This is a genomic window from Acidothermus cellulolyticus 11B, from assembly GCF_000015025.1.
GTDB lineage: Bacteria > Actinomycetota > Actinomycetes > Acidothermales > Acidothermaceae > Acidothermus > Acidothermus cellulolyticus.
In genome coordinates this window covers 1,699,599-1,713,050 of the sequence record NC_008578.1, presented here as the reverse complement: position 1 = coordinate 1,713,050, position 13,452 = coordinate 1,699,599, and the positions used below count along the sequence as shown (strand labels likewise).

Genomic DNA, 13,452 nt, shown 5'->3' with positions numbered 1-13,452 from the left:
CGGGGGTGGGGCGTGATCGTGCCCATCGGCTACCTCGGCACGTTGGGACGGTAGACTCGAGCGTGGTCGGTGGCGTCGAAGCTGTCCATTCCGGGTGTGTTCCGATTCGCACCTGCATCGGATGTCGGCAGCGCGCCGCCAAAACCGACCTGCTCCGCCTCGTGGTGCGAGCGGACGACGACGGGCGTTCCGCCCGGGTCGTGCCGGATCCCCGCGGGCGCATGCCGGGCCGAGGTGCATACCTGCACCCCGATCCGGCCTGCCTCGAGCAGGCGCTTCGTCGCCGGTCTTTGCCGCGGGCCCTTCGGGTGTCCGGTCCGGTCGAGACCAGCGGTGTACGTCGTTACCTCGAGGGAGAGGAGTACGGGCCGGATCCGTCCGGTCCGACGACAGGTTGCCAGTGAGGCCGCGGAGTGCGGGTCACGTGCCCGAGGCCTCGCGTCCAGGAAGCAGGTCGGCAAGCCCATGAGTGCTCAATGAGTACCAGGCGATGAACAGCCAGCGATAGGTAGGGCCCGGGGGTAGCCGAAACACCCGGGCCGAGACAGGAGTTCCGTGGCCAAGGTTCGGGTGTACGAGCTCGCGAAAGAGCTCAACGTTGAGAGCAAGACGCTCCTCGCCAAGCTGCACGAGCTTGGGGAGTTCGTCCGGTCGGCATCGTCGACCATTGAAGCCCCCGTCGTGCGCAAGCTTCGCGAGGCGTTTCCGCCGCCGCCGGAGCCGGCGGCTGGGAACGGAAGCGCGGCGCAGCCGACGGCCAAGCCATCGGCCGCCAAGAGCACGGGTAAAACCACCGAACCCGCCGCGGACGCCGCCGCACCGCCGGCCGTGACCACGCCGCCGTCCGCTGCTCCCGCCGGTGCGACGACGAGCGCGCCGAGCGACGCCGGCGGGGAGAAGATCGCGACGCCGCCGCGTCCCGTGAAACTGCCGCAGCCGCCGCGCCCCGCGCCCGCGGTGCCGAAACCGCCGTCCGGGCCGCCGCGCATGGGCAACAACCCGTTCACCAGCCCGATGCCCCGGCCGATGCCGCCTCGCCCGGTCCAACGGCCTACCGGGACGCCGGGCACGCCGGGCATTCCCCGCCCGCCGCTGCGGCCGGGCGCTCCCGGACGGCCGACTCCGGGTGCCATGCCTCCTCGACCGGCGGCTGGCCGTGCCGCTCCCGGTCGAGGCGCACCCATCCGGCTTCCCGGTGGTCTGGGCCGGGCGCCGGCGCCGCCAAGCGCCGGCCGGCCGGGTGTCGGCGGCCGGGGTCGCGGTGCCCCGGGCGGTGCATTCGGCCGCGGCCCGGGAGCGAAACCGAGCCGGCCCCACAAGTCCAAGAAGCAGCGGCGTCAAGAATTCGACAACCTGCAGGCGCCGGTCATCGGCGGTATCCAAATTCCACGGGGCAACGGCCAGGTCGTCCGCCTGCCCCGCGGCGCCTCGCTTGCCGATTTTGCCGACAAAATCGGCGCGAATCCCGCGTCGCTCGTGCAAGTGGCGTTCCACCTTGGCGAGATGGTCACCGCAACCCAGTCCGTCAACGAGGAAACCCTTCAGTTGCTGGGCGCGGAGCTCGGATACGAGGTACAGATCGTCAGCCCGGAGGATGAAGACCGCGAGCTTCTGGAGAGTTTCGACATCGAACTCGGCACCGACCAGGGCGATGAGGCCGCGCTTGTGCCGAGACCCCCGGTGGTCACGGTCATGGGTCACGTCGACCACGGGAAGACGAAACTGCTTGACGCGATTCGCAACACCAACGTGGCGGCCCGCGAACACGGCGGTATCACTCAGCACATCGGCGCATACCAGGTGACCGCGCAGACCGCCGACGGCCCACGGCAAATCACCTTCATCGACACGCCGGGACACGAAGCATTCACCGCGATGCGTGCCCGGGGTGCCCAGGTGACCGACATTGCCGTTCTGGTCGTCGCCGCGGATGACGGCGTCATGCCGCAGACCGTCGAAGCACTGAACCACGCCAAGGCAGCCGACGTGCCCATCGTCGTTGCGGTCAACAAAATCGACAAGCCGGGTGCCGACCCGGTTAAAGTCCGCGGCCAGCTCACCGAGTACGGCCTGGTGGCGGAGGAGTACGGCGGCGACACGATGTTCGTGGACGTGTCCGCGTTGACCGGGCAGGGCATTGACGACCTGCTCGAAGCCATCCTCCTCACCGCGGACGCCGCCCTCGACCTGCGGGCGAATCCGAACCAGCCCGCCCAGGGGGTCGCCATTGAAGCCCACCTCGACCGCGGTCGCGGTCCGGTCGCCACGGTGTTGGTGCAGCGCGGCACGCTGCGGGTCGGCGATTCGATCGTCGCCGGTGAAGCGTTCGGCCGGGTCCGGGCCATGCTCGACGAATTCGGCCAGCCGGTCGAGGAGGCCGGACCGTCCCGTCCTGTGCAGGTCCTCGGGTTCACCAGCGTGCCCGACGCCGGTGACACCTTCCTCGTCGTACCGGAAGATCGTGTCGCCCGGCAGATCGCGGAACGACGGGCCGCTCGGGAACGCAACGCCCAGCTTGCCGCCAGCCGCCGTCGGCGCACCCTCGAGGACATCCTCGAGCGGATGGAGAAAGGGGAAGTCGCCGAGTTGCGGCTCATTCTCAAAGGTGACGTCTCCGGTTCCGTGGAAGCGTTGGAGGATGCGCTCCTCAAAATCGACGTTGGTGACGAGGCGCGGATTCGGGTGATCGACCGCGGCGTCGGCGCGATCACCGAGAACAACGTCATGCTCGCCGTCGCATCAGACGCGATCATCATTGGCTTCAATGTGCGCCCGGAAGGAAAAGCCCGCGAACTCGCCGAGCGGGAGGGCGTCGACGTCCGGTACTACTCGGTCATCTACCAGGCGATCGAGGACGTGGAGGCCGCGCTCAAGGGCCTGCTCAAGCCGGTGTACGAGGAGGTGCAGCTCGGCACCGCCGAGGTTCGCGAAGTCTTCCGGTCGAGCAAATTCGGCAACATTGCTGGATGCCTGGTCCGCTCCGGGACGATTACCCGCGGCGCCAAGGCCCGCGTGGTGCGCGACGGCGTCGTCGTCGCCAACGACGTGTCGATCGCCTCGTTGCGGCGGTTCAAGGACGACGTCACCGAAGTGCGGGAAGGGTTCGAATGCGGTGTCGGTCTGGGCTCGTTCAACGACATCCGGGTCGGCGATGTGATCGAGACGTACGAGATGCGGGAGAAGCCGCGGAGCTGAGCCTGCGTTCCCGCTGGACGCCGCGGTGGTCCGGGCGGCAGTTGGTGCGCTAGCGAGGAGCCTTCGTGTTCACCGGGATTCTCACCCTCGATCTGCGGCTGGGCGATGTCCATTCGCTCAAGGAGAAGCGGGGAGTGGTCCGGCCGATCCTCGCCGAGGTGCGCCGCCGTTTCGAGGTCGCCGTCGCCGAGGTCGGTCACCTCGATCTGCACCGTCGGTCACTCATCGGCGTCGCGGTCATCGCGGCGGATGCCGCGCACTGCCGGCATGTCCTCGAGGCCTGCGAACGGTGGGTGGCCGATCGGCCGGACGTCGAACTGCTCTCGGCGCATCAGCGCCTTGTCGGGGAAGAGGACGACGAATGAACGATCGTGCACGGGCCCGCAAACTCGCTGACCGGATCAAGGTGGTCGTGGCCGAGACACTGGAACGCCGGGTCAAGGATCCCCGGCTCGGCTTCGTCACCATCACGGACGCCCGCGTCACGCCGGACCTCCGGGAAGCGACGGTCTTTTACACCGTGCTCGGTGACGACACCGCGCTTGCGGAGACCGCGGCGGCACTGGAGAGCGCCAAGGGCGTCTTGCGGGCCGAGGTGGGCCGGCAGACGCAGGTGCGGTTCACGCCGACGTTAACCTTCGTGCCGGACACGGTCCCGCGGCAGGCTCGGCAGATCGAGGAGCTGTTGGCCCGGGCCCGGGCGGCGGACCGCGAAGTCGCTGAGCGTGCGAAATCCGCTCAGCCGGCCGGTGAACCCGACCCGTACCGATTCGACGGGGCGGCCGCCGCCGACGACGACGAGCCTGCCACCTGATGCCGGCAACTGACGGGCTGCTTGTCGTCGACAAACCGGCCGGGATCACTTCGCACGACGTCGTCGCCCGGGTCCGGCGGCTCACCGGGCAACGGCGCGTCGGGCACGCCGGAACCCTGGATCCGATGGCGACCGGTGTGCTGATCGTGGGCGTCGGCAAGGCGACTCGGCTGCTCGGGTACCTGTCCGGATGTGACAAGGAGTACGCCGCAATCATCCGTTTGGGGATGACGACCTCGACGGATGACGCGGACGGCGAGCCGGTGCGTCGTGCCGGCGTCGAGCGGCTCTCGGAGACGGCGGTCCGCGAGGCGCTCACCCGTTTCGTCGGCGAGTTCGACCAGCGGCCGCCGGCGTTCAGCGCCGTTAAGGTGGCCGGCCGCCGGGCGTACGCGCGGGCCAGGGCCGGTGAGGACGTCGTCCTGCCGGCCCGGCGGGTCCGGGTCGATCGGATCGAGCTGCGCGGCTCGCAACGAACCGACGGTTTTCTCGACCTGGATGTCACAATCGCCTGCTCGGCCGGAACGTACATCCGCTCGCTCGCCCGGGATCTCGGCGAGCTCCTCGGCGTCGGCGGCCACCTCGCAGCGCTGCGGCGCACCCGGGTCGGCGCGTTCACCATCGACGAAGCCCGGACGCTCGACGCCCCGGCCGGCCCGCCGTCCATGGTCAGCCTCGCGGACGCGGCCCGCCGGGTGTTCGTCGTCCGTGAGGTGGCCGGACCGGCAGCCGACGCGCTGCGGCACGGGCGGCGGATTCCCGCCGCGGCACTCGGGGATCCCGCGGTCGAGCTCACGAGCGGCGGCCCGCAGCCGGTTGCCGTCCTCGATCCGGAGGGCGCGCTGGTCGCGCTGGTCACGGAACGTGACGGCCTGGTCGTCCCGGTGGCCGTTTTCGAGCCACCCGGCTGACGGAAACAGCGGCTGCGCGGGCGGCGGCGTACGGCAGACCTTCCGGGCCATGCCAAGATGGTCGCGCGAGGCTGGGAGGTGAGATCGTGCGCATCTGGCGCGGCACGGGGCTATCGCCGGCGACCGAGCTTGCCGGGCTCCGGGCCGCGTTTCCGCGGCCTGTGGTGAGCATCGGCGTCTTTGACGGCGTCCATCGCGGCCACCAGAAGATCCTCGCTGCGGCCCGGCGACACGCCGACGAGACCGGGCGCGCACTCCTCGCGGTGACCTTTGATCCGATTCCGGAGCGGGTTCTCCGTCCGCAGGCCGCACCGCCGTTGCTCGCAACCACCGCCCGGAGACTTGCCCTTCTGGAACAGGCGCAGGTCGACGGGGTGTACCTCGTGGAATTCACGACAGAATTCGCCGCTCTCACCCCCGACCAGTTCGTGAAAACCGTCCTTGCCGACGGCCTGGACGCTTCCGCCGTCGTGGTCGGGGCGAATTTCCGGTTCGGGCACCGGGCTTCCGGTGATGTGACGACGCTGACGCACCATGCCGGGCAGTTCGGTTACGCGGTCGAAGCCGTGGACCTCCTGACCCTCGCCGTCCCAGCCGAGCCCACCGACGATGCTCACGCGGCAGCCCAGGACGACCCCCGGCCGGCCGAACTGGTGACAGTCTCGTCGAGCTGGATTCGCCAGCAGATCGCCGCCGGATGGGTGGCGCGGGCCGCCGTCGCCCTGGGGCGGCCGCATCGGCTGGAAGGGGAGGTCCAGCATGGTGATCGTCGCGGACGCTCGCTCGGCTATCCCACGGCAAACCTCGCCGTCGCCGGCGACCTTGCGCTTCCCGCAGATGGTGTCTACGCCGGATGGCTTGACGGCATGCCGGCGGCGATTTCGGTCGGCACGAACCCGACGTTCGGCGGCACGGTCCGCCGGGTCGAGGCATACGTCCTGGACCGCGACGATCTCGACTATTACGGCAAATCCGTGACGGTGGATTTCGCACGCCGGATCCGCGGGATGGTGCGGTTCGCCCAGGTTGACGAGCTGCGCCGGCAAATGGACGACGATGTCGCGCGATGCCGGGACATTCTCCGGACGGTCACGGCGTGACGACGACGGCGGCGGGCCGGCCGGTGGGCCGGTTGTTTCCGCTGGTGGTTACGGCTCCGCGACGACGACAACGCCGGTCGCGGCGTCCAGCAGGGGGACGGTGCGGCGGGCGGCCTCGTCAAGGTGAATCCGCGGAGGGTCCGGGAGGGCGTCCTCGTAATACGTGCCCGGTCCGTAGAACCGGCCGTAGCGGATGATCACCCCACCGGCGTCGATCACCGCCGTCTCCATCTCCCGCACCGCCGCGCCCCCGTCACCCGGGAGTTCCCACGCGACGCTCTGCGCGAGCACTCGCCGGGCGGCGCCGGCACGGGCTGCGGCGAGGAGATTCGCCGTCCCTTCGCGACGCATCCGATTGTTAGCGGCGGCTCGTTCGGGCAGCAGGGCCGGATCGTCCGGGAGGTCGGTGAGCTGGTGAACCACAACCTCGGGGCGGGCGGCCCGAACCACCTCGATCAGCCGGTCCCGGTCGTACACGTCGCAGACGACGGCGGTTGCGCCGAGCTCGGTCAGTCTCGGAATCTTGGCGGGATCGCGGGTGAGCGCGGTCACGTCGTGACCTTCACGCACTAGCAGGGGGACCAGCCGGATGCCGATCACACCGGTCGCCCCGGCGACAAACACCCGCATGGTTGGCACCTTACGCCGGGCAGCGGCCCCGGCGGCACCCCTCGCGCGGCCGTCTCGGACGTGACGCCGAGGGGACACGTTCGCGGTTCGGGTGATACGTTGGCAGACGGCACTTCAGCCGTCAGGTAACTAGCGATCTCGTCAGAGGAGTCCCGTGGCGCTCGACACTGCCACCAAGCGCTCGATTCTGGCCGAGTACGCGACAACCGAGGGTGACACCGGGTCTCCGGAGGTACAGGTCGCGCTGCTCACCCGCCGGATCACCGATCTTACTGAGCACCTCAAGGTGCACCGTCATGATCATCACAGCCGGCGCGGCCTCCTCCTTCTCGTCGGTCGCCGTCGGCGGTTGCTGCGGTACCTGGCCAAGAAGGACATCGCACGATACCGGTCGCTCATCGAGCGACTCGGCCTGCGCCGATAGCGCAAAGAGCGGCGGGCACGCCGCTCTTTGCATGATCGAGCCACGGTCTCGGCTGCCGGCACCGTCATGACGGCGGCGCGCGGCCGGCGTCCGTGGCGCACAATCACACAAGGAAAGACCAGCTGGAGCCCAGCCGACCTCTGGCCGCCGGTCCTCGGTCGTGGTCTCCGGGAGCGCAAGCTGCGGAGGCTTCCATCGAAGACCGGCCACCACCTCCGGCGCGGCGGGCTCCCCAATCCCCAAGGAGGAGTTCGTGGCCGACCACGACGTCCACACTGCCGAGGCCGTCATCGACAACGGCTCATTCGGCGTCCGCACCGTGCGGTTTGAGACCGGGCGGCTCGCCCGGCAAGCCGGCGGTTCCGCCGTCGCCTATCTCGGCGACACGATGGTGCTCTCGGCAACCACGGCAAGCAAGGAACCTCGAGAGCAGTTCGACTTCTTCCCGCTCACGGTCGATGTTGAGGAGCGGCTCTATGCGGCGGGCCGGATTCCCGGCTCGTTCTTCCGCCGCGAGGGGCGGCCGAGCGAGGAGGCGATCCTCACCTGCCGGCTGATCGACCGGCCGCTGCGACCGAGCTTCGTCAAAGGATTGCGCAACGAAGTGCAGGTCGTCGTCACCGTGCTCGCGGTGGACCCAGAGCATCTGTACGACGTCGTCGCGATCAACGCGGCGTCCATGTCGACGCTGCTGGCGGGCCTGCCGTTCTCCGGGCCGATCGGTGGGGTGCGGATGGCGCACATCGACGGCACCTGGGTCGCCTTTCCCACCTACTCGGAGCTGGAGCGGGCGACGTTCGACATGGTCGTAGCCGGCCGGGTGCTCCCCGACGGCGACGTCGCGATCATGATGGTGGAGGCGGAGGCGACCGAGGAGACCATTCCGTTGATCCGCGAGGGCGCCCCGGCACCGACCGAAGAAGTGGTCGCCGGAGGTTTGGAGGCGGCAAAACCCTTCATCCGCACCCTCTGCGCCGCGCAGTCGGAGCTTGCCGCGCGCGCCGCCAAGCCGGTCACCGAATTTCCGCTCTTCCGCGATTACGAGGACGACGTTTACGACGCCGTTGCAGCAACCGTCCGAGACGATGTGGCGCGAGCGCTCACCATTGCGGGTAAGCAGGAACGGGAAGCGGCGCTCGACGAGGTGGCGAACACGGCGCTCGGCCGGCTTGGCGAGCGGTTCGCCGGCCGGGAGAAGGAAATCCTGGCCGCGCTGCGCGCCCTGACGAAGAAGCTCGTCCGCGAACGCATTATCCGGGAGAAGGTGCGCATCGACGGGCGCGGGCTCACGGACATCCGCCCGCTGACGGCGGAAGTCGGGATCGTGCCGCGGGTCCACGGGTCGGCCCTTTTCGAACGGGGCGAAACGCAAATCCTCGGGGTGACGACGCTCAACATGCTCCGCATGGAGCAGCAGTTGGACACCGTTTCCCCGCGCACCAAGAAGCGGTACATGCACCACTACAATTTCCCGCCGTATTCCACCGGCGAGGTCGGCCGGGTCGGTTCGCCGAAACGACGGGAAATCGGCCACGGCGCGCTGGCGGAACGAGCACTCATTCCCGTTCTGCCGTCCCGCGAGGAATTTCCGTACGCGATCCGGCAGGTGTCGGAGGCCATCGGTTCCAACGGTTCGACCTCGATGGGGTCGGTGTGCGCGTCAACGCTGTCGCTGCTGAACGCCGGCGTGCCGTTGCGCGCCCCGGTCGCCGGTATTGCAATGGGGCTGATTTCCGACACGGTCGACGGTGAGACGCACTACGTGACGCTGACCGACATTCTCGGCGCCGAGGATGCGTATGGCGACATGGACTTCAAGGTCGCCGGAACGCGCGACTTTGTGACCGCGTTGCAGTTGGACACCAAGCTGGACGGTATTCCCGCCTCGGTGCTTGCAGCCGCGCTGCCCCAGGCCCGCGAGGCGCGGCTCACCATTCTGGACGTGATGGCCAAGGCCATCAGCGAGCCGGCGCCGATGTCGCCGTACGCGCCGCGCATTATCACGATTAAAATTCCGGTGGATCAGATCGGCGCCGTCATTGGGCCGAAAGGCAAAATCATCAACCAGATTCAGGACGATACCGGCGCCGAAATCACTATCGAGGACGACGGCACCATTTACATCGGCGCGACGGAAGGAACGGCGGCGGAAGCCGCGCGGGCCGCGATCAGCGCCATCGCCAATCCGCAATTGCCGGAAGTCGGGGAGCGTTACCTCGGTACGGTGGTCAAAGCGACGCCGTTCGGCGTCTTCGTCTCGCTGCTGCCGGGAAAGGACGGTCTGCTGCACATCAGCGAATTGCGCAAGATGGCCGGCGGGCGGCGGGTCGAGAATGTCGAAGACGTTCTGAAGGTCGGAGACAAAATCCAAGTCGAAATCCGGGACATCGATGCACGCGGCAAACTCTCCCTGGTGCCGGTGGACGTTCCCGGCGCGGTGCTCGCTGAGGACGCCGGCGCAGGGGAGAGCGCCGCGTCCGGCGGCGCGCCGCGTTCGGCCGGAGGGCCGCAGCCGCGGGAGCACCAGGGGCCGGGACGGCCGCGTGGTCGGGGCGGTGACCATGGCGGCGAGGGGCGGCAGCGCACCCGCCGGCGGCACTGAGGAGGACGCCGCGTGACGCAGGATGCCGCGCAGCGTCTGGACGTCGACCAGCCGGCGGGGAGCACGCGGACGCTCATGTCCGGTCCCGACAACACCGTGGTCCGCCGCACCGTTCTGCCCGGTGGCTTGCGGGTCATCACCGAGGCAATGCCGACGGTCCGCTCGGTGGCGTTCGGCATCTGGGTCGGTGTCGGGTCGCGGGACGAAACCCCTGACATCGCGGGGAGTTCCCATTACTTGGAACACCTGCTTTTCAAGGGAACCCAGCGGCGCAGCGCGTTGGACATCTCCGCGGCCCTTGATGCCGTCGGCGGCGAGCTCAATGCCTTCACCACCAAGGAGTACACCTGCTTCTACGCCCGGGTCTTGGACCGCGACCTGCCGCTTGCCGTCGACGTTCTTGCCGACATGGTGACGTCGTCGCTGTTGCGGAGCGAGCATGTTGAAGCCGAGCGTGGCGTCATTCTGGAAGAAATCGCGATGCGCGACGACGATCCCGGCGACGCGGTGCACGACATGTTCGCTGAGACGCTCTTTGGTGACACCCCGCTGGGCCGGCCCGTTCTCGGCACTGTCCAGTCGATTTCCGCCGTGCAGCGGGATGCGATCGACGCCCACTACCGTCGCTGGTACCGGCCGGAATTCATGGTCGTTGCCGCCGCCGGCAACCTCGTGCACGACGAGGTCGTCGCGCTGGTCCGGAACGCCTTTGCTGCGGTTCTCGAGGAAAATTCCGGGCGGACGCCTGCGCCGCCGCGCATCGGCGGGGTACCGCCGCAATCCCGTGCCGGCGTGGTCAATGTCGTGTCACGCCCCACGGAGCAAGCGCATTTCGTGCTCGGCATGCCGGCGTTGGCGCGGACCGACAAGGGGCGCGTCGCGCTCGGCGTCCTCAACGGCGCGCTCGGCGGCGGCATGAGCTCCCGGCTCTTCCAGGAAGTCCGGGAGAAGCGCGGACTTGCCTACTCGGTCTACAGCTACGCGGCACACCATGCAGAGACCGGGATTTTCGGGGTGTACGCCGGGTGCCAGCCCGGCCGGGCCCGGGAAGTGCTGGATATCTGCCGGGAACAACTCCACGCGGTGGTCCGTGACGGTTTGACGGACGACGAACTTGCCCGCGGGAAAGGGCAGCTCGCGGGGTCGTTCGTTCTCGGCTTGGAGGACACCGGGTCCCGGATGAGCCGGCTCGGCAAGGCTGAACTCGTCTACGGTGAATTGCCGACGGTCGACGAACTGCTCGCGCGCATCGAAGCGGTGACGCATGACGACATCCGCGCCGTCGCCGCCCGCGTGCTTGCCGTGCCGCCGACGCTCGCGCTCATCGGTCCGTTTGACGACGGGAATTTCGAGGATGTCGTGACATGACGGCGTCACGGTTGCCGGTTGCCGTTTTCGGCGCTCGCGGCCGGATGGGCGCTACGGTCTGCGCCGCGGTGCGGGCTGCGCCTGACCTGGAGCTGGTTGCGGAAGTGGAAGCCGGCGACGATCCGCAGATGCTGGTCGATGCCGGGGCCCGGGTTGCGGTGGATTTCACCCATCCGGATGCGGTCATGGAGAACATCCGCTTCTGCATCGGGCACGGCGTCCACGTTGTCGTCGGCACGACCGGTTTCGATGACGCCCGGTTGGACGTCGTTCGGCGCTGGCTCGCGGACGCACCCGGTGTCGGCGTCGTCTTAGCGCCGAATTTTGCGCTGGGCGCCGTCCTCATGATGGTTTTCGCCGAGAAAGCGGCGAAGTATTTTCCCTCGGTGGAAATCATTGAATTGCATCATCCGCGGAAAGCGGACGCGCCGTCCGGGACGGCTCAGTTGACGGCCCGGCGCATCGCGGCGGCGCGGGCGGCGGCGGGACGCGGTCCCATGCCGGACGCCACCACCACGGCGCTGGACGGCGCCCGCGGCGCGCGGGTCGCCGAGGTGCCGGTCCACGCGGTGCGGCTCTCCGGGCTGGTCGCGCACCAAGAGGTGCTCTTCGGCGGTGACGGGGAAATCCTGACAATACGGCATGATTCGCTGGACCGGTCGTCGTTCATGCCGGGTGTGCTGCTTGCGGTGCGCGCCGTCGGCAGCCGCCCGGGATTGACGCTCGGGCTGGAGAATCTGCTCGACCTGGACTGATGTCCGGTCAGGTTGCGGTCATTGGGGCCGGGCATAACGGGTTGGTCGCCGCCACCCTGCTTGCCCGCGCGGGCCTTCGGGTCACCGTCTTCGAACAGGCGGACGTCGCCGGCGGCGCAGCACGGACCGAGCGGCCGTTTCCCCGCGCACCGCAGCTGGCGCATTCCACCGGCGCATACCTGCTCGGCCTGGTTCCGCCGGAATTGCTCCGGCTGCTCGACATCGAGCTGCCGCTCATCCGGCGGGATCCGCACTATTTCTTGCCCACCACAGGGAACCGGTTTCTCCTTCTCGGCGCCGACCGGGCGGCGGCCGTCAGGCAGTACCGAGAATTCTTCACGGACGACGACGCGCGGGCTGATGAGGCCATGCAGGCCGAACTCGCCGCGCTCCGCGAGGATCTCGCGCCCGCATGGCTCGCCGAACCGCTCTCCGTGCCGGAGACCGCGGAGCGTTACATCCGGCCGGGCCTGCGCAACGCTTTCCTCGAGCTGTGTCGGGGCAGTGTTCTCGACTATCTGGACCGTTTCGGGTTCCGCACACCTGCGATCCTGGCAATGTACGCGGTCACCGACGGAATTTCCGGGCTCTCCCGCTGCTTTGATGAACCGGGATCCGGTCACAACTTTCTCGTGCACAACATGTGCCGCCTTCCGGGTTCGCAGGGAACCTGGATGCTCGTTCGCGGCGGCATGGGCACAGTCAGCGAGGCGCTGACCGCGGCGGCCGAGCGGGCTGGGGCCGTCATTCGGCGCCGTACCCGGGTCACCGGCATTGAGTGCGGTGCCCAGGGTGTCGCCGGTCTGGTCACCGAGACGGGCGAGCGGATCAGCGCAGAGATCGTCGTCGCCGCCACGGATCCGTTCGAACTGCGCCGGCTGGTCGGCGCCGGCCGGATTCCCGCCGCGCTCGCCGAGCGGTATGAGCATTGGGAAACTCCCGGCATGACCGCGAAAATCAACCTGGCGCTCGCCGGTCTGCCGCGGTTTCGCTGTCTGCCCGACGGCGTCGGGTACGGCGCGGCGACGATTCACCTCCTGCCCGAGGACGACGTCGTGGCCGCGTTGCGGGCCGCGTACGCGGCGGCGCGGAGCGGCAGGCTCCCGGAATTTCCGGCGATCGAATGGTACGTGCACACGGCTCTTGACGATTCGTTGCGGGACGCCGACGGGCACCACTCATCGGCGCTGTTCGTCCAGTGGGTGCCCTACCGGCTTGCGGCCGCGGAGTGGGACCGCGAGCGGGATCGCTACGCCGCGGAACTGCTCAGCCTGTGCGATCGGTTCGCGCCGGGAACCTCCGACCTCGTCGTCGACATGCTGCCGCTGATGCCGCCGGACATTGAGCGGTACTTCGGCTTGACCGGCGGCCACATTCACCACATCGACAATTCCTTCGCCTTCACCGACCGCATGCCTTACGCCACGGGTATTCCCGGGCTGTACGCCGCGGGCGCCGGCTGCCATCCCGCCGGCTCGGTCATCGGCGCAGCCGGGCACAACGCCGCGCGGCGCATTCTCGCCGACCTCGGCGTGCGGGAGGCCGCGCCGCGGCAGACCGGACCGCGGGAAACCAGGCGCTGATGCCCGGCGGGAGAGGCGGGAGCCCCGGCGGCTGACAACGGTCCGCAAGCCGGCGGGCGCCGCCCCGGAC

12 protein-coding genes are annotated in these 13,452 nt (G+C 68.9%); 11 read left to right on the top strand and 1 reads right to left on the bottom strand.

Annotated features, from left to right (window positions below):
• Window positions 1–5 precede the first annotated feature (5 nt).
• The 6 genes from ACEL_RS12940 to ACEL_RS07790 all read left to right on the top strand — a co-directional run bounded on the left by ACEL_RS12940 (window position 6) and on the right by ACEL_RS07790 (window position 6,020).
• The gene (locus tag ACEL_RS12940; protein WP_420794978.1) at window positions 6–404 is read left to right on the top strand and encodes a YlxR family protein; all 399 of its coding nucleotides are present in this window, start codon (window positions 6–8) and stop codon (window positions 402–404) included.
• 151 nt (window positions 405–555) lie between these two features.
• A complete protein-coding gene (gene infB, locus ACEL_RS07810; RefSeq protein WP_011720350.1) occupies window positions 556–3,195 on the top strand; it encodes a translation initiation factor IF-2 in 2,640 nt (879 codons plus the stop codon).
• A 65-nt stretch (window positions 3,196–3,260) separates the two neighbouring features.
• Window positions 3,261–3,560: a DUF503 domain-containing protein gene (locus ACEL_RS07805; protein ID WP_011720349.1), complete on the top strand. Its 300-nt coding sequence runs from the start codon at window positions 3,261–3,263 to the stop codon at window positions 3,558–3,560.
• Window positions 3,557–4,009 (top strand): 30S ribosome-binding factor RbfA, encoded by a 453-nt coding sequence (rbfA, locus tag ACEL_RS07800; RefSeq protein ID WP_011720348.1) that lies wholly within the window; start codon window positions 3,557–3,559, stop codon window positions 4,007–4,009. The genes ACEL_RS07805 and rbfA overlap by 4 nt, the downstream gene beginning before the upstream one ends.
• Window positions 4,009–4,920 carry a tRNA pseudouridine(55) synthase TruB gene (truB, locus tag ACEL_RS07795; protein WP_011720347.1) on the top strand — a complete coding sequence of 304 codons (912 nt, stop codon included), beginning with the start codon at window positions 4,009–4,011 and terminating at the stop codon, window positions 4,918–4,920. The genes rbfA and truB overlap by 1 nt, the downstream gene beginning before the upstream one ends.
• 86 nt (window positions 4,921–5,006) lie before the next feature.
• Window positions 5,007–6,020, top strand: a complete 1,014-nt coding sequence (locus tag ACEL_RS07790) for a bifunctional riboflavin kinase/FAD synthetase (RefSeq protein ID WP_011720346.1) — start codon at window positions 5,007–5,009, stop codon at window positions 6,018–6,020.
• Window positions 6,021–6,068: 48 nt separating this feature from the next.
• Here the strand turns inward: ACEL_RS07790 and ACEL_RS07785 are convergent, their stop codons facing one another.
• A complete protein-coding gene (locus ACEL_RS07785) occupies window positions 6,069–6,650 on the bottom strand; it encodes an NAD-dependent epimerase/dehydratase family protein (RefSeq protein ID WP_011720345.1) in 582 nt (193 codons plus the stop codon).
• Between the two features lie 154 nt (window positions 6,651–6,804).
• Between ACEL_RS07785 and rpsO the strand changes: the two genes are divergently transcribed.
• The 5 genes from rpsO (at window position 6,805) to ACEL_RS07760 (ending at window position 13,382) form a co-directional block, all read left to right on the top strand.
• Window positions 6,805–7,074 carry a 30S ribosomal protein S15 gene (gene rpsO / locus ACEL_RS07780; RefSeq protein WP_011720344.1) on the top strand — a complete coding sequence of 90 codons (270 nt, stop codon included), beginning with the start codon at window positions 6,805–6,807 and terminating at the stop codon, window positions 7,072–7,074.
• A gap of 253 nt (window positions 7,075–7,327) precedes the next feature.
• A complete protein-coding gene (locus ACEL_RS07775; protein ID WP_011720343.1) occupies window positions 7,328–9,676 on the top strand; it encodes a polyribonucleotide nucleotidyltransferase in 2,349 nt (782 codons plus the stop codon).
• Between the two features lie 12 nt (window positions 9,677–9,688).
• The gene (locus ACEL_RS07770; protein ID WP_011720342.1) at window positions 9,689–11,044 is read left to right on the top strand and encodes a M16 family metallopeptidase; all 1,356 of its coding nucleotides are present in this window, start codon (window positions 9,689–9,691) and stop codon (window positions 11,042–11,044) included.
• Complete coding sequence (gene dapB, locus ACEL_RS07765; RefSeq protein WP_011720341.1) at window positions 11,041–11,799, top strand: 4-hydroxy-tetrahydrodipicolinate reductase; 759 nt, start codon at window positions 11,041–11,043, stop codon at window positions 11,797–11,799. Before ACEL_RS07770 ends, dapB begins: the two co-directional genes overlap by 4 nt.
• Entirely contained in the window at window positions 11,799–13,382 is a 1,584-nt protein-coding gene (locus tag ACEL_RS07760; protein WP_011720340.1) for a phytoene desaturase family protein, read from the top strand. Before dapB ends, ACEL_RS07760 begins: the two co-directional genes overlap by 1 nt.
• Window positions 13,383–13,452: the final 70 nt, after the last annotated feature.

Excerpts from the sequence above, each read along its gene's own strand:
- rbfA (WP_011720348.1), top strand. The coding sequence starts at position 3,557 with ATGAACGATCGTGCACGGGCCCGCAAACTCGCTGACCGGATCAAGGTG.
- truB (WP_011720347.1), top strand. The coding sequence starts at position 4,009 with ATGCCGGCAACTGACGGGCTGCTTGTCGTCGACAAACCGGCCGGGATC.
- ACEL_RS07760 (WP_011720340.1), top strand. The coding sequence starts at position 11,799 with ATGTCCGGTCAGGTTGCGGTCATTGGGGCCGGGCATAACGGGTTGGTC.
- dapB (WP_011720341.1), top strand. The coding sequence starts at position 11,041 with ATGACGGCGTCACGGTTGCCGGTTGCCGTTTTCGGCGCTCGCGGCCGG.
- ACEL_RS07785 (WP_011720345.1), bottom strand. The coding sequence starts at position 6,650 with ATGCGGGTGTTTGTCGCCGGGGCGACCGGTGTGATCGGCATCCGGCTG.